Genomic DNA, 23,156 nt, shown 5'->3' with positions numbered 1-23,156 from the left:
TATAGGATTTGTACTAACCAGCAAAGTCAGCAAATCTTATTTTACTCTGAGGTATCTTTTTTTCTCAACCACCTTTCGTGGAATTCCCTATATTTGTATTATACAGGAAGCTCCTGTCTCTTTTTTCAAGAACGCCTTCTGCTATTTATCCTATAGGAAAACCCGAAAAAATTTCCTTCAGAATAAAAATGCCCTAAGCATAAAGCTTAGGGCGAATTGATCCGTGTTACCACCTAATTTCAGAGAATCACTCTCTGCACTCAGCCAGTACAGAAGAAACTATACTGCTTTCCTGTAACGTGGAAATTACGTTGGAGTCTACTGCATGATACTTGGTATATCATGGTTCGGTCCACTGCTCGAAGGCTACCTTCCATAATCCCTTCACAAAGACTTCCACCAGCCGTCTTTTCTCTGAACATCCGGCGATTATGTACTCCTCCTTGTCACTGCATTTTATACATGTGAAAAAGTTATTAAAAATATTATATGTGCAAAAACACCAGTTTGTCAACAAAAATAAAAGAAAATCAGGAACTTTTTGCTTTGCCGGGAAAAAGCTTGACAGTCAGATAGGACAGTGCTATGGTTATAAACGACAAATTCATAATTTGGCCACATATGCCAGAGGAAAAGTTCCAGAGATGGATTAAATGGGAATTCGGTGAGAATCCGAAACGATCCCGTCACTGTGATTGTGAGCAGACCGTATGATGTCACTGAGGTTCAGGCCTTGGGAAGGCACGGCGAGCGTTGAGCATAAGTCAGGAGACCTGCTTATCCTTTTACCTTGAGCTTCTTACGGACGATGGGAGTGCTCATTAATGAACCGACAGCAGGGATTCTGTACTTTTCTGTATTTTCATATCTCTGTTGCTCTTTATGTGATATCCTGCAGACCGTAACTGTGTGTTACGGTCTTTTTTTGTTTTGTGGTGTGAGAGGTAGGGGCAGAGAATCGCCAGATTGGATGAAACTGCAAAAGAAAGAAGAGGTATAAGCGTATGAAAATGAAAAAAGTATTCTCATTCCTGCTGCTCTCCCTACTGACCGCCGCCAGTATGACCGGATGCTGGGGAGAAAGTACAGAATCTGCAAGCATCCCGGGAACCGGTTCGGGAAACCGGGAGGATGAAGTGAACCAGGAAGCCTATGAAACAGAACAGGACAGTTCCGGGGGCAGGTCGATGACCTTCGGGATACAGAACTACAGCGGCGGCGGCCTTGATCCTGCCGCAGAAATAAATTGTGCCTGGAATCTTTCCCGCTATGGGGTGGGAGAGTGTCTGTTTAAATTCGACAACTCTATGAATGTGGTCAATACCCTGTGCGATACTTATACAGTTAATGATGATCATACAGAATGGGTGTTTCATATCCGGGAAGGCGTGAAGTTTTCTGACGGCTGCGACCTGACTCCGGAAGCTGTGAAAGCAAGTTTTGAACGGTTATTTGAAGAAGGCCCCAATGGCTCATCGGCTCCCCAGGTTTATCTGGAAACAGATGCAGAGATCATTGCCGACAATGAGACGGGAAATCTGACCATCCGGACCACAATCCCGTATGTAGATCTGACCAAAAACCTGGCTTATCCGGTTATGGCTATTCTGGACGTGGAACATACCACAGATTATGATCACAGTCCCATCGGAACCGGCCCCTATGTGGCCGCTGATTTTCAGGAAGAGGTGGGCTATACCATGGCAGCCAATGAATATTACTGGGACGGTGAGGTTCCTTTTGAATCTGTCGAGCTGCTGTATATGGGAGATGCCTCTGCAAAGGCTATGGCCCTTCAGTCCGGCCAGCTGGATCTGGCTGAAAACGTGACAAATATCAGTGACCTGAATACTCTTCGGGAGAACCCTGAATTTACCGTTACCATTGCCAGCAGTGTCCGCACCGGCCTGGCTCACATGAATATGGCCGAAGGCAGGCTGCTGTCCAATAAGACCCTCCGTGAAGCAGTGCTGATGGCTCTGGACGACGAGACCATGTGTTCTGTTACAGTAGGCGGATTGTATACTTCCGGCTATTCGGTCCTGCCTTCCAATCTGGACTATGGATATGAGAATCTGACGGATCCTTATCCCTATGACCAGGAGGCGGCAATACAGCTTCTGGATGAAGCGGGAATTGTGGATACTAACGGTGACGGAACCCGGGAGCTGGACGGACAGGAAGTGGTCCTCCATTATGTGACCTATTCCAACCGCTGCCTGGATGATTTTGCAGAAGCCATTCAACAGCAGCTTGCGGAAATCGGCATCGGGGTTGATCTGGAACTGGGGGATTCTGCCCGCCAGTGGGACAGCTACCAGTCCGGGGATTTTGACTTAAACGGATCCAATTGGACCACAGTAGGCACCGGAGATCCTACAGAATATCTGGCTGCGTGGTGTTCTGACTCAGGCTCTGATTACTGCGGCTATCAGAATGATGAATATGATGAATTATACAATCAGCTGAGTACTACTTTTGATGAAGACGAGCGCCGTGACATTATCCAGAGGATGCAGCAGATCCTTCTTGATGATGCGGCTGTGGTGGTTCACGGCTATTATAACAGCTCTATGATCTCCAGAAACGTTACTATCGGCGGCGCAGCGATCCATACGGCAGATTATTACTGGCTTACCAATGAAATATATCCTGCGGCCCAGTCTTGATGAGGGTATTTCAGTTTTCCCGGAAAAGCATAGCTTTTTCGGGAAATGCAGATTGTCCGCTCCAGGCGATGCCTGTGCAGAAAGGAGAGAAAATTTTGACTGCAAAATACTTAGGAAAAAGACTGATCCAGATGATCCTTGTAGCCTTGGGAATCAGTTTTTTGTCATTTTTGATCACTTACCTGGCACCTGGCGATCCGGTGCGCACCATGTATGCGGCTTCCGGAGTTGTACCAAGCGAAGAGGTCATCCAGCAGACACGGGAGGCTATGGGTCTGAACCGGCCTGTACTGGTCCAGTATTTTGACTGGCTGACAGGATGTCTTCATGGAGACTTCGGCACATCTTATGCCTATAACAACTCTGTTTCCGCTTTACTTTTGAATAGGCTCTGGCCTACGCTGAAGCTGTCTATTTTTTCCTTGATCCTGATGCTTGTGATAGCCGTTCCCCTGGGCATGATACAGGCTACTCACAAGAACAGCCTTGTGGATTACGGTCTGCGGGGCCTCACATTTTTTGGCGTATCCATGCCAAATTTCTGGGTAGGTCTGCTGCTGATGCTGTTTTTCTGCGTCCGTCTGAAGCTTCTGCCTGTAGTTTGTTCGGGAGGGGACTTTCAAAGTATGATACTTCCGGCAGTCACCCTTGCGTTTGCCATGTCTGCCAAGTATACCCGCCAGGTACGTACGGCGATTCTGGAGGAGCTGAGCCAGGATTATGTCGTGGGAGCAAGAGCCAGAGGAGTAAAGGAATGGAAAATCCTGTGGATTAATGTATTTCCCAATTCCCTGCTGCCTCTGCTGACCATGCTGGGACTGTCCCTCGGCTCTCTATTGGGGGGCACTGCTGTGGTGGAGGTTATCTTTACCTATCCCGGCCTGGGAAATCTGGCGGTATCTGCCATAACAGCATATGATTATCCCCTGATCCAGGGGTACGTCTTATGGATTTCTCTGATCTATATGGCGGTTAATCTGCTGGTGGATATTTCCTATAACCTGGTTGATCCAAGAATGAAAGAAAAGAGGTAGAGGAGAATGAAAATCAGAAATTTTATCATAAAAAACAAGTCCTTTTGTTTCTTTGCTTTCCTCGCCCTTCTGATCATCCTTACGGCTGTTTTTGCCCCGGTCATCACAGGCGGGGTCAGCCCTTCAGAGGCCGTGCTGGGGGACGCTCTAAAGCCTCCCGGCAAAGAACATATTTTCGGAACCGACAAACTGGGACGGGACATCTTCACCCGGGTGATCTATGGAGCCCGGACCAGTCTCGCAGCGGCCTTCTCTGTAGTGATTCTTATTTTTGTGCTGGGGACGGTCCTGGGAATTCTGGCCGGTTATTTCGGCGGCTGGGCGGATGCTGTGATCATGCGTATCGCAGACCTGATGGTATCTTTTCCCGGGATGGTCTTCGCTATGGCCATTGCCGGTGTCCTGGGGGCAAGCATCAAAAATGCGGTGATCGCAGTAGCCTTGGTAAGCTGGACAAAATATGCCAGACTTGCCCGGAGCCTGGTGCTGAAGATCCGGAATCAGGATTATGTGGCAGCCGCCGTGGTCACAGGTTCCAGGACCTTTTCTATACTGCGGAGATATATGATCCCCAACGTTATCCCCACTTTGGTCATTACCGCCGCCACAGATATCGGAGGCATGATGCTGGAACTGGCAGGGCTTTCCTTCCTTGGCTTCGGCGCCAAGGCGCCTACGCCTGAATGGGGCCTGATGCTCAACGAAGGCCGTCAGTATATCCAGAATGCTTCCTGGATGATGATCTTCCCGGGAGCGGCGATTTTCATTGTAGTGGTGGTCTTTAATCTGCTGGGAGACGCCCTTCGGGATGTTCTGGATCCTAAAGATGAGTAGGAGGGGATTTTATGCTTGAGATAAAAAATGTTACCATATCCTATGGAGACCGTCCTACGGTTAAAAACTTTAGTATGGCCCTTAAAAAAGGAGAGATTGCTTCTATCGTAGGCGAGTCCGGCTCAGGGAAAACCACCGTGATCCGGGCTGTGCTTGGCCTGCTGCCGGGAGGGGGCAAGGTCACAGAAGGGGACATCTTGTTTGAAGGAAAATCCCTGCTGGAAAACACAGCGGAAGAGTGGAGAAATCTCCGGGGCACAGATATGTCTATGATCTTTCAGGATTCCGGCGCCATGCTGAATCCTATCAGAAAAATCGGCAGTGTCTTTGTGGAATATATCCGCACTCACGAAAAGATCAGCAGGAAAGCTGCCTGGGAAAAAGGACGGGAAATGCTTGAACAGATGCGTCTGCCAAGCAGCGACAATATTATGAAATCTTATCCCTTCCAGCTTTCCGGCGGTATGCGGCAGCGGGTAGGCATTGCCATGGCTATGACCTTTCAGCCAAAGCTATTGCTGGCAGATGAGCCTACTTCTGCACTGGACGTGACTACCCAGGCCCAGATCGTAAGGCAGATGATGGAACTGCGGGAGGAGTGGGGAACAAGTATTATTATGGTTACCCACAATTTGGGAGTTGCAGCTTATATGTCCGATCAGATCCTGGTAATGAAAGAAGGACAGATTGCAGATACCGGCAGTCGGGATCAGATCCTGAAAGGGGGCCGCAGCGTTTATACACAGGAACTTTTAGAGGCGGTTCCTTCACTGGGAGGTGAGCGTTATGTTTGATGAAAGAAATCTGCTGCTGGAAGCAAGGCACGTAACCCGCCGTTTTCCTGCTTCAGGGGGCAGAGTGCTGACCGCCTGCAACGACGTTAATCTGAAATTTTACAAAGGGAAAACTCTGGGGCTGATCGGAGAGTCCGGCTGCGGAAAATCTACATTTATGCGTCTTGTGGTCCGGTTGGACATTCCCACTGAAGGGGAGATTATTTTCAGGGGAAAGGATCTGACAAAGCTGAAAGGAGAGGAACTGCGTCAGACCCGCCAGCATATCCAGATGGTTTTTCAGGATCCTAACAGTTCCTTTCATCCCAAAATGCGTATCCGGGATATTCTCTGCGAGCCTCTTATGAACTTCGGCAGGATCAAGGCTTCGCAGAAAGAGGAGACAGCCCGGAAACTTCTGAAAGCTGTAGACCTTCCCGGCGACTTTGCAGACCGTTTTCCCCACAGTATGTCCGGCGGGCAGCGGCAGAGAATTGCCATTGCCCGGGCTATTGCCCTGGAACCGGAACTGATCATCATGGATGAAGCTACCTGCGCCTTAGATGTGTCTGTGCAGAAAACCATTATCCAACTGGTCTGCAGGCTGCAGAAAGAAAAAAATATTGCCATCGGATTTATCGCCCATGATCTGGGACTGATCCAGTCTTTTGCCCATCAGATCGCTGTCATGTATCTGGGAAATATTGTGGAGATCATTCACGGCGAGGAGGTGGAAAAGGCAAAGCACCCTTATACACGTACTTTGATTGATTCCATTTTTGATCCGAAGATGGACTTTTATAAAAAGATAGAGCCAATGGACAGCGAGATCCCCAGCCCTCTGGATATGCCTCCGGGCTGTCCTTTCCAGACCCGCTGCGAATCTTGCAGGGAATTGTGCAGGAAAGAGCGCCCTGTACTGAAGATGATTGGAGAAGGGCATGAAGTAGCCTGCCATCTGTTTGACGGATCAGGGAAGGGGGAGAGAAGTATGCCTCAGGCTGAAGCCAAAAAGAATTGCTTTTTTCACAGGAATCCCCTATAATGGGAACGGTAACGGAACCAGCCCCAAAGGGGCAGTTCACAAAAAAAGGAAAAGGGGTAAATTTATGCTGAAAGGTAAAACAGTTGTGCTGGCAGTGACAGGAAGCATTGCCGCATACAAGATCGCTTCCCTTGCCAGCGCCCTGAAAAAGCTTCATGCTGACGTACACGTGCTGATGACAAAAAACGCAGAGAACTTCATTAATCCCATTACTTTTGAGACTCTGACGGGAAATAAGTGCCTGATCGATACTTTCGACAGGAACTTTCAGTACAATGTGGAACATGTGGCACTGGCAAAAAAAGCAGATGTGGTTATGGTGGCTCCGGCTTCGGCCAATGTGATCGGGAAGATCGCCCATGGCATTGCCGATGATATGCTGACCACCACAGTGATGGCCTGCCGCTGCAAAAAAATCTTTGCGCCGGCTATGAATACCCAGATGTTCGAGAATCCCATTGTTCAGGATAATCTGAAGACACTGGAGCACTATGGCTGTGAGGTGATCAGCCCGGCTTCCGGTTATCTGGCCTGCGGAGATACCGGTCAGGGCAAAATGCCGGAACCGGAGCTGCTTCTCCAGTATATCTTAAAGGAGATCGCTTTCCCGAAAGATCTGGAGGGAAAGAAGGTTCTGGTCACTGCAGGACCTACTCAGGAACCCATAGATCCGGTGCGGTACATTACCAATCATTCATCCGGGAAAATGGGCTATGCTCTGGCAAAGATGGCCATGCTGAGAGGGGCTCAGGTTACCCTGGTGTCGGGTCCTGCAGCGATAACGCCGCCGGAATTTGTAGAAGTGGTTCCTGTGGTAACTGCAGAGGATATGTTCCAGGAAGTGACCAGCCGGGCAGGAGAACAGGATATTATCATCAAAGCAGCGGCAGTGGCGGACTACCGGCCAAAAACTGTCAGCCAGGAAAAGGTGAAGAAACAGGGAGAGGATATTTCCCTGGAGATGGAAAGGACCAGGGATATTCTCAAATATCTGGGAGAGCATAAGAAACAGGGACAGTTTCTCTGCGGATTTTCTATGGAGACAGAGAATATGCTGGAAAATTCCAGGAAAAAACTGAAAAACAAAAATCTGGACATGATCGTGGCCAACAATCTCAAGGTAGAAGGAGCAGGATTTGCCGGAAATACCAATGTGATCACCATGATCACAGAAAAAGAGGAAGTTTCACTTGAAAAAATGTTAAAAGAGGAGGCAGCCTTAAAAATTCTGGACCAGATTTTAAAGAACATGGCACAGGCGTAAAATCAGGCCTGAACCTTAAAGAACAAGAGCAGAAAGAGATTTCTGTGCCAAAAGTATTGTATCTCAAAAAAGAACGATAACAAGGAGGCAATTATGAATCATTATCAGAACACAGCAGCCAGGCGGACGCCTGGAGACAACAGACGACAGATCAGAAGTATGGTGCAGACCGCCATTTTCGGGGCGATTATTGTGATCATGGCTTTTACCCCTTTTCTCGGATATATCCCTCTGGGATTTACAAGAGCCACGATTATCCACATCCCCGTTATACTGGCGTCTCTGCTTCTGGGACCAAAGAAAGGAGCGGGTCTGGGATTTCTTTTCGGCCTTACCAGCTTTATTAACAACACGATGAACCCTACCGTCACATCTTTTGTTTTTACACCCTTTTATAATCTTGGAGAGTTCAGCGGCGGAATCGGAAGCATCCTTATCTGCTTCGTTCCCAGGATATTGGTAGGAGTGGTTCCCTGCTTTGTCTACAAGGGAGTGAAAAAGTTCGGGACAAGCAAGGGAGTTTCCAATCTGGGACTGATCCTGGCGGGAATTTCAGGTGCACTGGTGAATACTTTGCTGGTCATGAACATGATCTTTCTGTTTTTCAGAGAAGCTTATGCGGCGGCCAATGAGGTGGCTGTCCAGGCCGTATACGGATTCATCTTATCTGTTATTGGAATCAATGGAGTTCCTGAAGCCATTGTGGCAGGGATCCTTACCTTCTTTATCGGACGTGTGCTGATGAAAAAGAATATCAGGGAAAGATTAGGTTTTACTTATGATTTTAGCGATTGATATCGGAAATACAAATATTGTCATTGGCTGTATCCAGAAAGGAGAGTGTCTTTTTGTGGAGCGCCTTTCCACTGTCCATACCAAGACAGAACTGGAATATGCCATTGATATCAAAAATGTTTTGGACATTTACCATATCCGGCAGGAACAGCTGGAAGGAGGGATTATTTCCTCTGTGGTTCCCCAGGTGACCAGGGCGGCAAAGCTGGCAGTAGAAAAAATACTGAAAAAGGAAGTCCTGATCGTGGGAGCGGGCATTAAGACAGGCTTGAATATCCGGATTGACAACCCGGCTCAGCTGGGAAGTGATCTGGTGGTGGACTCTGTGGCGGGGATTGCCGAATATCCGGTGCCTTTGCTGATTTTTGACCTGGGTACCGCAAATACGGTATGTGTTATTGACCGGAATAAAAACTATATTGGCGGTATGATTTATCCGGGTATCGGAGTATCTTTGGATTCTCTGACGGCCCATGCTTCCCAGCTTGGCGGCATCAGCCTGGAGGCTCCGGAACACATTATTGGAAAGAACACCACAGAATGTATGAAAAGCGGTGTGATCTACAGTGCAGCGGCAGCAATGGATGGAATCATTGACCGGCTGGAGGAAGAACTGGGAGAGACGGCTACAGTAATCGCTACTGGCGGACTGGCTAAAAGGATCGTTCCTCATTGCCGGAGAAAAGTGATTTTAGATGATAACCTGCTGCTGAAGGGGCTGTATATCATTTATCAGAAAAACCGGAAATAACCGGATATATATTTTGGGACAGGCACTGCCGCCGGGAATTGTATTAGTAAATTTCCGGCGGTATTTTTTGCCGCTTTTACCCCTATTTTCTGAAATTCCTCCAAATAATTCTTGACATAGAAAGTCAGGAATGTTATCCTACAGATAGGTTAGTAACAACTAACTCGTGTGAATAATCATTTTATAGCAGGTCCTTCCGGGGAAAGACCGGACACCTTTTTCCAGAAGGACCTTACCGGAATCTGGCTGCCTGGCAGGCGGATAAATGATATAGGAAAGGATGGTATTTCAGAGATGAAGAAAAATCTGACCATTGAAAAAGTAATCGGAAGGGAAATTATTGATTCCAGAGGAAATCCTACTGTGGAAGCTCAGGTATATCTGGCAGACGGAACTGTGGCTCTGGCCGCTGCTCCAAGCGGCGCCTCTACAGGAGAATTTGAGGCTCTGGAGCTGAGAGATAAAGATAAAGGCCGTTTCCAGGGGAAAGGAGTCTTGAAAGCAGTAGAGAATATCAATACAGCAATCTCCCAGACACTTACAGGGATGGATGCTTCTGACACCTATGGTATAGATAAGGTTATGATTGAGTTAGATGGAACTAATGACAAATCCAATCTGGGAGCCAATGCTATCCTGGCAGTTTCCATTGCATGCGCCAGAGCCGCTGCAGCGTCTCTTCAGATTCCTCTTTACCGCTTCCTTGGCGGTGTTTCAGGAAATAAACTGCCGGTTCCCATGATGAATATCTTAAACGGCGGCGCTCATGCGGCCAACACAGTAGATGTCCAGGAGTTTATGATCATGCCGGCAGGAGCGCCCAGTTTTAAAGAAGGCCTTCGCTGGTGTACAGAGGTTTTCCACAGTCTCCAGTCTCTTCTGAAATCCAAAGGACTGGCTACCTCTGTAGGAGATGAAGGTGGTTTTGCACCGGATCTTGCCAGTGACGAAGAAGCTATCCAGTATATTCTGGAGGCAGTAAAGATGGCTGGATACGAGCCGGGAAAAGACTTTGTCCTGGCTATGGACGCAGCCTCCAGCGAGTGGAAAGGGGAGAAGAAGGGAGAGTATATTCTTCCCAAATGCGGAAAGAAATTTACTTCTGCAGAATTGGTGGAGCACTGGAAAGGCCTCTGTGAGAAATATCCTATTTACTCTATCGAAGACGGTCTGGATGAGGAAGACTGGGAAGGCTGGCAGATGCTGACAAAAGAACTGGGAGAAAAAGTTCAGTTGGTAGGGGACGATCTTTTTGTTACCAACACCCAGAGACTTTCCAAGGGAATCGGCCTGGGCTGCGGCAATTCTATCCTGATCAAGCTGAACCAGATCGGTTCTGTGTCGGAGACCCTGGAAGCTATCAAAATGGCACATAAGGCAGGTTACACCGCTATTTCCTCCCACCGTTCCGGAGAGACGGAAGATACGACTATCGCAGATCTGGCCGTGGCTTTAAATACCTGCCAGATCAAGACCGGAGCTCCCAGCAGAAGCGAAAGAGTTGCCAAGTACAACCGCCTGCTGAGGATTGAGGAAGAACTGAAGGAAGCGGCCTGCTATCCGGGATTTGACGCATTTAACATTAAAAAATAAGGAGGACAACAGATGTCATTAATTGGTAAAAAAGTAAGTGATTTTAAAGTACAGGCCTATGTAAAGGGTGAATTTAAGGAGGTGACACAGGAAGACATCCTGGGACGGTGGAGCGTATTTTTCTTCTATCCCGCAGATTTTACCTTTGTTTGCCCTACAGAGCTGGAAGACCTGGCTGATAAGTATGAGGAATTCCAGAAGATCGGCTGCGATGTTTACTCTGTTTCCTGTGATACTCATTACGTGCACAAAGCTTGGCATGACGCCTCTGAACGGATCCGGAAGATCCAGTATCCGATGCTGGCAGATCCTACCGGCAAACTGGCCAGAGACTTTGATGTGATGATCGAAGAAGACGGACTGGCAGAAAGAGGAGATTTTATTGTGAATCCTCAGGGAGAGATCGTGGCCTATGAGGTGACTGCAGGAAATGTAGGAAGAAATGCAGATGAGATCTTCCGAAGAGTCCAGGCTTCTCAGTTTGTGGCAGAACACGGAGATGAGGTTTGCCCGGCAAAATGGCAGCCTGGAGCAGAAACACTGAAACCAAGCCTTGATTTAGTAGGATTGTTATAATGGCAGATAAATTTTATGACGGCGTGATCATCGGCGGCGGCCCTGCAGGACTTGCCGCTGCCATTTATCTGGCCAGGGCCAGGTATCGGGTACTGGTCATTGAAAAAGAGACTATCGGAGGGCAGATCACCATTACTTCAGAGGTGGTCAACTATCCCGGAGTCCTTCATACAGACGGGAAAAAGCTTACAGAAGAAATGAGGAAACAGGCTCAGAACTTCGGCGCTGAATTCTTAAAAGCCCAGGTAACCAGTCTGGCTCTGGAAGGAGACAAGAAAAAAATCCTGACAGATAAAGGGGAGATCCAGGCCCTGGGAGTGGTCCTTGCCACGGGAGCAAGCCCCAGACAGGCGGGATTTAAAGGAGAAGAGGAATTTCGGGGCAGAGGAGTGGCCTACTGCGCTACCTGTGACGGCGAGTTCTTTACAGGGAAAGATATTTTTGTAGTGGGTGGCGGATTTGCAGCGGTAGAGGAAGCTCTTTTCCTTACCAGATATGCCAGAAAGATCAGAGTGGTGGTAAGAGGAAAAGAAATTAACTGCGCCGGCCCTGCAGTAGAGGAGCTCCTGGCCCATCCGGATATTTCCGTATCCTTTGAAACGGAAATTACAGAAGCCGGGGGAAAGGACATGCTGGAGTATGTGGTCCTCAGAAAGAAAGACACAGGGGAGATCTTCACTGTTCAGGCAGAGGAGGGAGAAAACCTGGGAATCTTTGTTTTCGCAGGCTATGTTCCGGCCACAGAATTGTTCCGGGATCAGGTAAAGGTCAGCGATAAAGGCTATCTTCTGGCAAATCGGAAACAGGAGACAAACGTGCCTGGGGTCTACGGCGCAGGAGATGTCTGCGAGAAAGAACTGCGCCAGGTAGTCACGGCTGTATCCGACGGCGCAGTAGCCGCAGCTTCCATGGAAAAATATCTTTTTTCCATATATCAGAAACTGGGGATCAAAAGAGAGAAAAGGAAGATAACAGAAGTAAAAAAGCCGGCTCAGGGGGAAGAAAAGGAAAAAATATCCTCTGGTGGGGAAGGATTTCTTACAGAAGAGATGAAAGAATCTTTAGTTCCGGTATTTGCCAGGTTTGAAAAGGAAATCCTGGTTAAGGTTTATCTGGATGCTTCCTATTTGTCCCGGGAGGTGGAAGGATTTGTCCGGGAAATGGAACCTTTAAGTGAAAAGGTCCGCTATGAGATACAGAGAGCCGGAGCAGAAGGAGTAACCTGCCCATCTCTGCGGATCTGCGACAGCCAGGGGAATTACCTTGGGGCAGAATTCCACGGAGTTCCCGGAGGCCATGAATTTAATTCTTTTATTATCGCTTTATATAATGGGGCGGGGCCCGGCCAGTCTATGGGAGAAGATATCCGGCGGCGGATCCAAAATATCACCGGGAAGACAGATCTGAAGATTGCAGTTTCTCTGTCCTGTACCATGTGCCCGGATGTGGTTATGGCGGCCCAGAAGATTGCGCTGGAAAATCCTCTGGTCACAGCGGAAATGTTTGATCTGGCCCATTATCCGGAGCTGAAAGAGAAGTATCAGATCATGAGCGTTCCCTGCCTGATCCTGAATGACAGCAGAGTTTCCTTTGGAAAGAAGGGGATCGGACAGATTCTGGACCTGCTGGAAGAAACCGCAGAGGAAATATAAAAACAGAACTATATAAAAGGAGCTGGCACATGAATCAAATTCGAGAATATTTCATGTGCCAGCTCCTTTTTCCGGCAGATGGCCAGAATTATTTTTTCCTATAGGTCAGCAGCAGGCTGGAGTTTATGATCACCAGCACAGATCCTGCATTGTGGACGAGAGCGCCTACTACGGGGTTCAGGATCCCTGTAATCGCCAGTATGATGGCTGCAAAATTCAAAGTCATGGAGAATGCCAGATTGCATTTGATCGTAGTCATCATCTTTCTGGACAGAGAAACCAGATGTGGAAGCTCCTTGATGTCATCATTTACCAGAGCAATGTCGGCTGCGTCTACAGCAATATCACTTCCCACTCCGCCCATGGCAATGCTCACATGGGCTTTTTTCAGTGCAGGAGCATCGTTGATGCCATCTCCGATCATACATACCATTTCTTTTTTTTCCTGGGAAGAGGCTATGTAATTGAGCTTATCCTCCGGGAGACAGCCGGCATGGACTTTATCAATATGCAGCTGATCAGCAATGGTCCTGGCAGCATTTTCATGATCCCCGGTCATAAGTATGGGAGTGAGGCCAAGCTGTTTCAGCCTGCTGATCATTTCAGGAGCAGTTTCCCTCAGGGTATCCCAAAGGGCCGCAAATCCGCCGAACCTTTTTTCAATTCCCAGATAAATAAGAGTGCAGCCCTTTTGTATATAGTCTGCTGCAGAATCCAGGGCTTTTTGAGGTATGGAAATCTGATTCTCCTCCAGGAGAGAGGGATTGCCTGCCAGCACCTCCACGTGATCTGCCATGGCTTTTACGCCTTTGCCCGGGAGCATGGAAAAGGATTGGGGAGCTTCAGGTGCAGTCTCAGGATAAGACTGCTTGTATCCCTGGACTACTGCTTTGCCAAGGGGGTGTTCTGAACGAAGCTCAGCTTCGGCGGCAAGAAGGTATAGTTTTTCAGAGGAAATATCCGGTGAGAAACTTTCTACAGCCGCTACCTGAGGTTTCCCATAAGTGAGGGTTCCTGTCTTGTCAAAGGCAACTTGAGAGACCTGAGCCAGGCGCTCCAGAGCGTCACCTTCTCTTACCAGGAAACCATGCTTTGTAGCATTTCCGATGGCCGCCATGATGGCGGTGGGAGTGGCCAGTACCAGGGCACAGGGACAGAAGACTACCAGTATGGTCACAGCCCGGATGATCTGGCCGGATATCAGCCAGGTAAGCGCTGCGGCAGTCAGAGCGATGACCACGATCCAGGTGGCCCACCGGTCTGCCAGCCTTACGATCTTGGCCTTTCCGGCATCAGCAGACTGGACCAGACGGATCATCCGCCAGATAGAGCTGTCTTCCCCTACTCTTGAAGCTTTCATATCAAAAGAACCGAACTGGTTGACCGTTCCGCTGGATACCTCGTCTCCCGGACCTTTGTCTACCGGAAGAGATTCTCCTGTCATAACAGCCTGATCCACGGAGGTCTCTCCGGATAGGATCACCCCGTCTACAGGGATAGTCTCTCCCGGAAGAACCCGGAGTACATCATTGACAGCCACCTCTTTAGCCGGCAGGAGGATTTCTTTGCCGTTTAAGATCTTTCGTGCAGTTAAAGGGGTAAGGTGCACCAGCTTTTCAATACCAGCTCTTGCCTTGGCTACAGTAAGTTCTTCTAAAAGAGAACCAATCTGCATGATAAAGGCTACTTCGCCGGCGGCAAAGATCTCTCCGATGATCACCGAAGCAATCAGAGCCAGAGATACTAATACGTCTGCTTTAATGTCAAAACGTGTGACAAGGCCTTCTATGGCTTCTTTGATGATCGGGATCCCGCAGAGAAGAATGGCGATCCAGGCTGTGTTAAAAAGAATACCTTCCGGCTCCAGAAAACTGATCAGCAGAGAGAGACCGGAGATCACGAGAAATAAAATGCTTCTTTTTGTTTCATTGAGAAACAAGTCTTTCATAGATGAAATCATAGCGCTCCTTCTTTCTTAAAATATACATATGGGGGTATATGTATAATATACCCATAGGGGTATATGAGTCAAGAGAATTTCAGAGAATTACAGAAGACTTTTGTGAGATAATTTTTATATAAAAATTAAATTGACAGAAGACATGGAATGTGGTATGTTGAATTTAAATAAAGGGTTTTTGCTGCTGACGTATAAAATGGAGTACCATGATGTGGCAAGAGCTGATAGAGAAGCCGGACGTCTGGGCGACATTTATCGGATAAGCGATAAATGCCGCCCTTTTTTTATCAGAAGAGAGGAGGAATCTTTCATTGAGCAGATTAAGTATTATTACACAGAACAAAGCCCAGGCGACAGTAGAAGAACTGTATAAAGACCTGGAAAGACGGATCAGCGCCAGTCCTCCCGGACTATGTCCTGTGGACCTGGCCTCGTCTTTTTTGAAACTTTGTCATGCCCAGTCCTGTGGAAAGTGTGTACCCTGCAGGGTAGGACTGGGCCAGCTCCAGAAGCTGATGGAGCAGGTTCTGGACGGACAGGCGGACCTTTCCGTGATCGATCTTATCGAAAAAACCGCACGGAATATTTTTTATTCCGCAGACTGCGCCATCGGCTATGAAGCTGCCAGAATGGTTTTAAAAGGAATCCGCGGATTCAGAGATGATTTCGAGGAACATATTTTAAGAGGAAGATGTAAATTTGAACTGAACCAGCCGGTTCCCTGTGTATCCCAATGTCCGGCAGGAGTGGATATTCCCGGTTATGTAGCTTTGGTAGCAGAGGGCCGATACGGGGATGCGGTGCGGCTGATCCGAAAAGATAATCCCCTTCCTGCAGTCTGCGGCCTGATCTGTGAACATCCCTGCGAGGTACGGTGCCGCAGGACCATGGTAGATGATCCGGTAAATATCCGAGGATTGAAACGATTTGCAGTAGATCATGCAGGAGATGTTCCCCTTCCTGTACCGGCGGTGGCTACAGGAAAGAAGGTAGCTGTTATAGGAGGCGGTCCGGGAGGTATCAGTGCGGCTTATTATCTCACCCTTATGGGACACGAGGTGACCATCTTTGAGCAGAGAAAGAAACTGGGCGGCATGCTCCGCTATGGAATCCCCAATTACCGTCTGCCAAGAGAGGAACTGGACCGGGAGATCAACCATCTTTTAAGTCTGGGCATTCATGTAAAGACAGAGGTAACGGTGGGAGAGGATCCCAATATCGCAGATTTAAGAGAAGAGTATGATGCAGTCTATATTGCTATCGGTGCACATATTGACAGAAAGATCGGCATTGAAGGGGAAGAAGCCCAAGGCGTCATCTCTGCTGTGGAACTTCTCCGGGAAATCGGAGACGACGAGATGCCGGATTTCACAGGAAAGGAAATCGTCGTTATAGGCGGCGGCAACGTGGCCATGGATGTGGCCCGGTCTGCGGTGCGCCTGGGAGCAAAACGGGTGCGGATCGCATACCGGAGACGGCGGGTAGACATGACTGCTATGGAAGAGGAAATCGAGGGAGCCATTGAAGAGGGCTGTGAACTTCTGGATCTTCATGCGCCGTTAAGAATCGAGGTTGATGACCAGGGCCGGGCGGCAGCTTTGTGGGTGCAGCCTCAGATCATCGGCCCTATGAAACATGGAAGACCGGTTCCCATGGTATCTACAAAAGCGCCTGTGCGTCTTGGCTGTGATATTGTGATCGTGGCCATCGGCCAGGGCATTGAATCAAAAGAATTTGAAAAACAGGGAATCCCGGTGAAACGTGGCGTTATCGAGGCTATGAGCTGGAGCGGCGTAAAGACCAAAGATATTACCGGCGTCTTTGCAGGAGGTGACTGTGTTACCGGACCGGCCACGGTTATCCGGGCAATCGCCGCAGGCAAGGTGGCGGCGGCCAATATCGATGAATTCCTGGGATACAATCATGTGATCTCCGCAGATGTGGAAATCCCCAGAGTACGTCTGGATGATAACCGCAGCTGCGCCAGAGTAAATATGAAGGTTCGTCAGGCTTCTGAGAGGATCAAGGACTTTGAGCTGATTGAAGAAGGAATGACCTGTGAAGAGGCTTGTCAGGAAGCCAGAAGATGTATCCGCTGTGATCACTTTGGATTTGGTATTCTGAAAGGAGGCAGGATTGAAAAATGGTAAAACTGACGATTAACGGAAAAAACGTGGAAGTAAAGGAAGGAACCACTATTTTAGACGCTGCGTCTCAGGCCGGGATCCGGATTCCAACCCTGTGCTTCCTGAAAGATATTAATGAAATCGGCGCCTGCCGTGTCTGTGTGGTAGAGGTAAAGGACTGTGCAAAGCTGGTGACTGCCTGCAACAATGAAGTGTGGGACGGTATGGAAGTGTTTACCAACAGTCCCAAAGTCCGGGAGAGCCGGAGAAATAACGTGGAACTGATTCTGTCACAGCATGACTGCAAATGCGCCACCTGTGTGCGGAGCGGCAACTGCAGCCTTCAGACCATTTCCAATGATCTGGGGATCCTGGATCTGCCCTTTGAGATTGAACTGCCCAGGTCCCGGTGGCCTATGGAATTTCCTCTGATCCGTGATGCGGGAAAATGTATCAAGTGTATGCGCTGTGTGCAGGTCTGTGATAAGATACAAAGCCTGAATATCTGGGATGTGGCAGGAACCGGATCCAGGACAACGGTAGATGTTTCCAGAAACAGGAAGATCAATGAATCTGACTGTGCTCTCTGCGGCCAGTGCATTACCCATTGCCCGGTAGGAGCATTAAGGGAAAGAGATGACCGCCGCAGGGTCCTGGATGCCCTGGCAGATCCAGAAAAGATCACAGTGGTCCAGCTTGCTCCGGCAGTCCGCACTTCCTGGGGAGAGTCTTTCGGCCTGTCCCGGGAGTTTGCAACCGTTAAAAGACTGGTAGCTGCTCTGCGGCAGATTGGATTTGATTATATTTTCGATACCAATTTCAGCGCAGACCTGACCATCATGGAAGAGGGCAGTGAATTTCTGGAAAGATTGAAAAAAGGCGATCTGGAGAAATACCCCATGTTTACTTCCTGCTGCCCCGGCTGGGTAAGATTTATGAAATCCCAGTATCCGGATATGGTGGATCAGCTGTCCAGCGCAAAATCTCCCCAGCAGATGTTTGGGGCAGTGGCAAAATCCTATTATGCCCAGCTTTTGGGAGTGGATCCCTCCAGGATCTTTTCCCTGTCTATCATGCCCTGTATTGCAAAAAAACATGAATGCGATATTCCGGTGATGAACGACGCTGGCGCCGGGCAGGATGTAGATGCAGTGCTGACCACCAGAGAGGTTGTCCGCCTGATCCGTTCTGAACACATTGACCCTTCCAGACTGGAAGAGGAAGAATTCGATACGCCTCTGGGAACCGGAACCGGGGCAGGGGTTATTTTCGGAGCTACCGGCGGTGTCATGGAAGCGGCTCTGCGTACTGCCTATTATCTGGTGACAGGAAGAAACCCGGATCCGGACTCTTTTAAAAAGGTCAGGGGAATGGAAGGATGGAAAGAAGCAGAATTCAATCTGGCAGGACAGACCATCCGGGTGGCGGTTGCCAGCGGACTGGGCAATACAAGAAAACTGATGAAGGCTATCCGGAAAGGCAGGGTAAAATATGATTTCGTAGAGATCATGGCCTGTCCCGGCGGCTGCACCGGCGGCGGAGGGCAGCCTATCAAGGACGGAGAAGAATTGTCTGAAGTGAGAAACACGGTGCTTTACGGGCTGGATAAAGTAAACAATCTGCGTTTTTCTCATGAGAATCCTTCCGTGATCAAATGCTATCAGGATTACCTGGGAGCGCCTCTTTCTGAAACGGCCCACCATCTCCTTCATACGGATCACCATGCATGGAAGATGCCTGGGGAAGAATGAGAGAGTGCACAGCACGTAGCAATCCGTAGGTATCATAGTTGGGGGATTTTGCCCCCAACATCATAGGATAAGAAAGGAGCTGTCGCATTAATCAAAATCGAGAATATTTATACATTTTATTGCTCAGTCTGTGCCGCTTTGAGCCTATGGTCTCAAAGCTATGCTCGACAAATTCGCATAAAATGTATAAATATTCCTGACATATGACTAATGCGACAGCCCCTTTTCTGTACGTCTATAAAAATGTTTATCAGGACGGGTTTAGGACATTCGGGAGAAATGCTCGATGGCCTTGGCAAATTCTGCGATAGTTTTGTCTGCATCTCCATGTTCAATGCCGTCTCTTACACAGTGATTTAAATGGCCCTCCAGAACCACCTGCCCTACCTTGTGCAGGGCACTTTTGGCGGCGTTTATCTGTATCAGAACATCCTCACAGGGAACATCCTCATCAATCATTTTGTCTATAGCATTCAACTGTCCCATGATCTTCTTCATGCGCCGGTGAAGGTTGGGAGCATCCATACATTGTTTCATTATCGGTACCTGCCTTTCTCAAAGAATAAAGATATTATAGCACCTGCCAGGAATTATGGGAAGAAGAGATACTTTAAAGAAAGACTATAAATATACACCGGCTTGCTCTAAAAGCGTGTTATTTATACGATTGATAATGGCCGCTATATAATTTGTGTTGCAGATATTGGCAATAGAGGGGATGTTTACAAAAGATATTGATGAAGTGATTACTAATAGGCAGGGCACAGTACAATCTGACTGTGTCTTGCTTCTTTTATAAGAAAATCCTTGACTTAGAGCAGGGTACAGGTTGTATGCTTATAGCAATAATATTCTAAAGAAAGGATGAAGGACTATGACCATAGCAGAAGTCAGTAAGAAATTTGATATCTCCCAGGACACCCTTCGTTATTATGAGCGGATCGGACTGATCCCACCGGTTCCCAGGACAAAAAGCGGAATCCGCAATTATGACGAGGCTTCCTGCGGCTGGGTGGAAATGATGAAATGCATGAGAAAAGCAGGTGTACAGATTGAGGCCCTTATAGAGTATGTGGACCTTTTTCAGAAGGGAGACGATACCATTGAGGCCAGAAAAAATATCCTGGTGGACCAGAGAGAGCAGCTGATATCCCGGATGGAAGAAATGCAGGAATCTCTGGAACGGCTGAATCAGAAAATCGAGAACTATGACCGGGATATGAGAAATGCAGAGAAACGTTTAAGAGACCTGGAAGAAAAAAGACAGGGAGCATGAAATTCAATATTATGAAGGAGAACCCCATGGAAAATCTGGAAGGAATCTGCAGCCGTATTGGTCTGCAGGAAGAGGTAAGAGAGAAGATTTCAGAGATAGAACAGAAGAGCGAACTATCCTGGGCAGAAAAGGAAATCCCTGCTCTTACCGAGGAAAAAAACTGGAAGAAAGCAAGAGAGGAACTGAAGAAAAATCTGGGAGAAGACCCCAATGGAATGAAAATGCTGTTCTGTATGCTGAAAGCTGCGGTGATTTCCTGGGAAAAATATCAGAAGAAAGGCATAGAACCGGAAACTTTTGATGAGACAATGAAATGCTTTTCCAGATTTGTGGGAGAACACAGAATCAGCTATGGCTCCTATGGCTTTGACCGGGATTTCTGGACTGGAAGACAGCTTTCCCTCCAGCTTTTCAGGATTGGAGAACTGGAATATGAAAAAGTGGAGGATGAAAAAGAGGGAAGATATATTTCTATTCATATACCTTCAGATGCAGATATGAAAGAAGAAAATCTCAGAAAGTCTCTTCAGGAGGCTGGGGAATTTTTCCAGAAATATTACCCTGGGTGGAGTCGGCTCCCATATAAATGCTGTTCCTGGCTCCTCAGCCCTGCTTTAAAGGGCCTTCTGGGAGAGGGTTCCAGAATACTGGCCTTCCAGGATATGTTCCAGATAGAAGAAGTCTATCAAGACTCTGATGCATTTCTGGAATGGGTGTTTAAAAGAAAAGATATTCCTCTGGAAAAACTGCCCGAAAACACTTCTCTTCAGAGGAATATAAAAGCCCATCTCCTCTCCGGAGGCTGGGTAGGAGAAGGGATGGGCAGACTGATAGAATTCTAGCCCAGAGCTGGCCGGGACAGAGTCAGCCCTGGAACTCTTTTAGAGCGGCAGCTACAGACCGGGACATTTCCAGAGAAAAGTCAGACTGGTATTTCCGCTGACAAAATCGCTGCATCCACTGGTCAAAGTCGGAGCCTTTTAAATCGGCAATGTTTTGACAGATTTCTTCCGGAGAAAAATCAGGATAGGCATTTTCATGGACAATAAAGTCCAGGGCAGCCCTTTTGGGTTTTTCTCTTTCCTGCTGCTGAGGAGTAGGATATCCGAAGACCAGCATCAGTGCCGGAAAGACAAACTCAGGAAGATGGAGCAGTTCCCGATGGAGCTCATAGTTTTCCATTATATCTCCGATATAGCAGGAACCGATTCCCAGGCTTTCTGCTGCAGTAACGGCGTTTTGGGCAGCAATAGCAGCGTCTTCTACGGCAAGGAGAAAATCTCCGGGGCCGGGCCTTCTTGGGGAACAGCCTGCGAGAGTGAAAGCCTGATACCACTTGTGAAAATCTGCACAAAAGATCAGGACCATTTTCCCAGTGGCAATAAAAGGCTGGTTGTCACAGGTCACAGACAGTTTGTCTTTCAATTCCTGGCTGGTAATATCCAGGATGGTGTACATTTGCTGATTTCCAGCAGTAGGGGCTTCTGTGGCGGCTCTAAGAATCTGTTCTTTGCAGTCAGAGGAAATTTCCCGGTCTGTATAAGAGCGGACGGACTTTCTGGCAGCCAGTGCTTTTATGATTTCATTCAATGTTTAGTATCCTCCTTTTTTATGCGAATTGTTCTGCTTCAGATCATTATAGGAAAAAAGTGGATTTTTGTCTACCGGCAGGGTATTTTTTCTTGAACAGCTCCATGAAAATGATTATAATAAATACAAGTGCAGAAGGAGGATTTTTCTATGAAGGATAGTAACTGCGCATATTGTATGGGAGGAGAACTGCTGGATAAATTTGGGATTAAGATCTGTGATCTGGATGTGAGCCAGCTGATCCTGTTTAAAGAGCAGAGTAAACCGGGAAGGTGCATTGTAGCCTATAAAGATCATGTAAGCGAGATCGTAGATATCAGTGACGAGGAGAGAAATCGGTTTATGGCAGATGTGACTCGGGCAGCGAGAGCTCTCCACAAAGCATTTCATCCCGACAAAGTAAACTATGGAGCATATGGAGATACAGGCTGCCATCTTCACATGCATCTGGTGCCTAAATACCAGGGCCAGGATGAATGGGGCGGAGTCTTCCAGATGAATCCGGATAAGAAATACCTCAGTCAGGAAGAATATGAAGAAATGATCGAAAAGATCAAAGAGTGTCTTTAAAAAATTTTGAAAAAGAAAAGAGTGGGACCGCCCCATCTGGCAAAAACGGAATGTCTCCGGCATATGCCAAATGGGGCGGTCTCCATTACTTAGGACAGGAGACGGCTGGGAAAATGAGCCGTCTCCTGTCTTTTGACAGCTCTCCTGAATTTACAGGGCATTGTAAACATCTGCAAGGATTTTCAGGAGAAATTCCTGATCAAAGCGGCTGGTATCTATGCACATCTGATAATTGCTTAAATCCTGCCACTTTTCGTCCGTAAAGAATTCATAATAGGATTTCCTGGTCTTATCCATCTTTTTTACCAGGGTTCTGGCGCTTTTTTCTTCTCTTCCCAGGCGTTCCATGATAGACTGAACACGGTACTCAAAAGGCGCATAGACAAAGAGGCTGAAACACTTATCGCCTAAAATGTAGTTTGCGCATCGGCCCACAATGATACAGTCCTCTTTTTGAGACAGTTCCTGGATCACCTGACTTTGGGTTTCAAATAGAACATCATTCATAGGGTGAAAATGATACTGGGGCTGCATCTGCATCTGTTCTTTTACAGGAAGCCGCCATTGACTGGCTTTCTTTTCATCTACTTTTTCCAGTTCTTTATAAGGAATCTGATTTTTTTCACTGGCCAGCTGGATCAGCTCTTTATCATAAAATCCAATCCCCAGTTTTTCGGCAAGAGCCTTTCCCAGAAGCCTTCCCCCGCTTCCATACATTCGATTGATCGTAATAATACGATGTGCCATAGAAATACCTCCCTTCTGCAGACACGATATTTTATGGTTAAATTATAGCACAGATTCGTAAAATCCTCCATGAAAAAGAAACCATAAAGAAGAATAAAATTGATGAAAATCGGGAATAAAAGGGGAAAATAACAGATACTGTTGCTTTTT

20 protein-coding genes, 2 riboswitches and 1 other annotated feature are annotated in these 23,156 nt (G+C 47.7%); of the genes, 16 read left to right on the top strand and 4 right to left on the bottom strand.

All coding sequences use genetic code 11. The features are described from left to right. Window positions 1-204: 204 nt before the first annotated feature. Window positions 205-459 (bottom strand) — a binding site (T-box leader). A 157-nt stretch (window positions 460-616) separates the two neighbouring features. After that, window positions 617-795, top strand: a riboswitch (cobalamin riboswitch). A 209-nt stretch (window positions 796-1,004) separates the two neighbouring features. The 11 genes from B5G00_RS15415 (at window position 1,005) to B5G00_RS15365 (ending at window position 12,986) form a co-directional block, all read left to right on the top strand. Next, entirely contained in the window at window positions 1,005-2,669 is a 1,665-nt protein-coding gene (locus B5G00_RS15415; RefSeq protein WP_087274321.1) for an ABC transporter substrate-binding protein, read from the top strand. A gap of 95 nt (window positions 2,670-2,764) precedes the next feature. After that, the gene (nikB, locus tag B5G00_RS15410; RefSeq protein ID WP_242971385.1) at window positions 2,765-3,703 is read left to right on the top strand and encodes a nickel ABC transporter permease; all 939 of its coding nucleotides are present in this window, start codon (window positions 2,765-2,767) and stop codon (window positions 3,701-3,703) included. 6 nt (window positions 3,704-3,709) lie between these two features. Further along, window positions 3,710-4,537, top strand: coding sequence for a nickel transporter permease (nikC, locus tag B5G00_RS15405; protein ID WP_087274318.1), 828 nt, complete (start codon window positions 3,710-3,712; stop codon window positions 4,535-4,537). A gap of 11 nt (window positions 4,538-4,548) precedes the next feature. After that, complete coding sequence (locus B5G00_RS15400; protein ID WP_087274316.1) at window positions 4,549-5,331, top strand: ABC transporter ATP-binding protein; 783 nt, start codon at window positions 4,549-4,551, stop codon at window positions 5,329-5,331. Next, entirely contained in the window at window positions 5,324-6,355 is a 1,032-nt protein-coding gene (locus tag B5G00_RS15395) for an oligopeptide/dipeptide ABC transporter ATP-binding protein (RefSeq protein ID WP_087274314.1), read from the top strand. The genes B5G00_RS15400 and B5G00_RS15395 overlap by 8 nt, the downstream gene beginning before the upstream one ends. Window positions 6,356-6,419: 64 nt before the next feature. After that, complete coding sequence (coaBC, locus tag B5G00_RS15390) at window positions 6,420-7,619, top strand: bifunctional phosphopantothenoylcysteine decarboxylase/phosphopantothenate--cysteine ligase CoaBC (protein WP_087274312.1); 1,200 nt, start codon at window positions 6,420-6,422, stop codon at window positions 7,617-7,619. Window positions 7,620-7,712: 93 nt separating this feature from the next. Next, entirely contained in the window at window positions 7,713-8,414 is a 702-nt protein-coding gene (locus tag B5G00_RS15385) for an ECF transporter S component (protein WP_087274310.1), read from the top strand. Further along, entirely contained in the window at window positions 8,398-9,165 is a 768-nt protein-coding gene (locus tag B5G00_RS15380; RefSeq protein WP_087274308.1) for a type III pantothenate kinase, read from the top strand. Before B5G00_RS15385 ends, B5G00_RS15380 begins: the two co-directional genes overlap by 17 nt. Before the next feature lie 294 nt (window positions 9,166-9,459). Then, a complete protein-coding gene (gene eno / locus B5G00_RS15375; protein WP_087274344.1) occupies window positions 9,460-10,758 on the top strand; it encodes a phosphopyruvate hydratase in 1,299 nt (432 codons plus the stop codon). A gap of 12 nt (window positions 10,759-10,770) precedes the next feature. Next, window positions 10,771-11,334 carry an alkyl hydroperoxide reductase subunit C gene (gene ahpC / locus B5G00_RS15370; protein ID WP_087274306.1) on the top strand — a complete coding sequence of 188 codons (564 nt, stop codon included), beginning with the start codon at window positions 10,771-10,773 and terminating at the stop codon, window positions 11,332-11,334. Next, on the top strand, window positions 11,334-12,986 hold the full coding sequence (locus tag B5G00_RS15365) for an FAD-dependent oxidoreductase (RefSeq protein ID WP_087274304.1): 1,653 nt from the start codon (window positions 11,334-11,336) through the stop codon (window positions 12,984-12,986). The genes ahpC and B5G00_RS15365 overlap by 1 nt, the downstream gene beginning before the upstream one ends. An 88-nt stretch (window positions 12,987-13,074) precedes the next feature. Here B5G00_RS15365 and B5G00_RS15360 read toward each other — a convergent pair whose 3' ends face one another. After that, on the bottom strand, window positions 13,075-14,946 hold the full coding sequence (locus B5G00_RS15360; RefSeq protein ID WP_242971384.1) for a heavy metal translocating P-type ATPase: 1,872 nt from the start codon (window positions 14,944-14,946) through the stop codon (window positions 13,075-13,077). Window positions 14,947-15,116: 170 nt separating this feature from the next. Next, window positions 15,117-15,200: riboswitch (ZMP/ZTP riboswitch) on the top strand. A gap of 57 nt (window positions 15,201-15,257) precedes the next feature. Between B5G00_RS15360 and B5G00_RS15355 the strand changes: the two genes are divergently transcribed. Continuing rightward, window positions 15,258-17,096, top strand: a complete 1,839-nt coding sequence (locus B5G00_RS15355) for an NAD(P)-binding protein (RefSeq protein WP_087274302.1) — start codon at window positions 15,258-15,260, stop codon at window positions 17,094-17,096. Beyond that, complete coding sequence (locus B5G00_RS15350; protein WP_087274300.1) at window positions 17,090-18,823, top strand: NADH-dependent [FeFe] hydrogenase, group A6; 1,734 nt, start codon at window positions 17,090-17,092, stop codon at window positions 18,821-18,823. Before B5G00_RS15355 ends, B5G00_RS15350 begins: the two co-directional genes overlap by 7 nt. A 261-nt stretch (window positions 18,824-19,084) precedes the next feature. Here the strand turns inward: B5G00_RS15350 and B5G00_RS15345 are convergent, their stop codons facing one another. After that, on the bottom strand, window positions 19,085-19,360 hold the full coding sequence (locus tag B5G00_RS15345; protein ID WP_087274298.1) for a metal-sensing transcriptional repressor: 276 nt from the start codon (window positions 19,358-19,360) through the stop codon (window positions 19,085-19,087). Between the two features lie 337 nt (window positions 19,361-19,697). On the opposite strand from B5G00_RS15345, the gene B5G00_RS15335 reads away from it, so the two are divergent. Beyond that, entirely contained in the window at window positions 19,698-20,099 is a 402-nt protein-coding gene (locus B5G00_RS15335) for a MerR family transcriptional regulator (RefSeq protein WP_087274296.1), read from the top strand. A gap of 26 nt (window positions 20,100-20,125) precedes the next feature. Beyond that, window positions 20,126-20,941 (top strand): acyltransferase domain-containing protein, encoded by an 816-nt coding sequence (locus B5G00_RS15330; protein WP_087274294.1) that lies wholly within the window; start codon window positions 20,126-20,128, stop codon window positions 20,939-20,941. Window positions 20,942-20,963: 22 nt separating this feature from the next. On the opposite strand, the gene B5G00_RS15325 is transcribed toward B5G00_RS15330, so the two are convergent. After that, window positions 20,964-21,689 (bottom strand): nitroreductase family protein, encoded by a 726-nt coding sequence (locus tag B5G00_RS15325; RefSeq protein ID WP_087274292.1) that lies wholly within the window; start codon window positions 21,687-21,689, stop codon window positions 20,964-20,966. 150 nt (window positions 21,690-21,839) lie between these two features. Here B5G00_RS15325 and B5G00_RS15320 point away from each other — a divergent pair, with 150 nt between their 5' ends. Further along, the gene (locus B5G00_RS15320; RefSeq protein WP_087274290.1) at window positions 21,840-22,259 is read left to right on the top strand and encodes an HIT family protein; all 420 of its coding nucleotides are present in this window, start codon (window positions 21,840-21,842) and stop codon (window positions 22,257-22,259) included. Window positions 22,260-22,409: 150 nt separating this feature from the next. Here the strand turns inward: B5G00_RS15320 and B5G00_RS15315 are convergent, their stop codons facing one another. After that, window positions 22,410-23,006 carry a cytidylate kinase-like family protein gene (locus B5G00_RS15315; RefSeq protein WP_087274288.1) on the bottom strand — a complete coding sequence of 199 codons (597 nt, stop codon included), beginning with the start codon at window positions 23,004-23,006 and terminating at the stop codon, window positions 22,410-22,412. Between the last annotated feature and the right edge of the window lie 150 nt (window positions 23,007-23,156).

Source organism: Blautia sp. An46 (assembly GCF_002161645.1).
GTDB lineage: Bacteria > Bacillota > Clostridia > Lachnospirales > Lachnospiraceae > Blautia > Blautia ornithocaccae.
Note: the sequence above shows the minus strand (reverse complement) of the source record. Positions and strands in the feature narration are given on the sequence as shown.